Source organism: Mycobacterium sp. IDUB_37 (assembly GCF_055419245.1).
Genome location: NZ_JBVAXG010000044.1, coordinates 1 through 407 on the forward strand (window position 1 = coordinate 1; position 407 = coordinate 407).

A 407-nucleotide genomic window follows, 5' to 3' on the forward strand; every position below is an offset into this window, starting at 1 on the left:
AGGCCGGTGTCGGTGGTGTTGGCGGTGCGGGCGGCCAGGGTGCGCGGGGTGGTGATGGCGGCGCCGGGGTCACTGGTGCCGACGGTGCGGCGCCGGGTGCGGCGGGTACGGCGGGCGGTTCCGGTGGTGACGGCGGTGTGGGTGGCGATGGTGGTGCCGGCGGCCTCGGCGGCAAGGCCGCTGACGGTACGGCGGCAGCGACGGGTGCCGGTGGTAATGCCGGCAATGGTGGTAACGGTGCGACTCCGGGGGATGGCGGCAAAGGCGCGGCCGGAGACAGCACGGTGCGTGATGGTGGGGCTGGTGGGGCCGGCGGGGATACGGGGTCGGGCGGTAAGGGCGGCGCGGGTGGCACCGGTGCCACGACGGGCAGCGACGGCATTGATGGCACGACACCGTCGGGGGTG

General features: G+C 75.4%; 1 protein-coding gene. It reads left to right on the forward strand.

Going from position 1 to position 407, the window contains the following annotated elements; translation table 11 throughout:
- The coding region (locus tag ACZY1I_RS32230; protein WP_463761713.1) for a hypothetical protein at positions 1 to 407 on the forward strand (407 nt) is incomplete at both ends.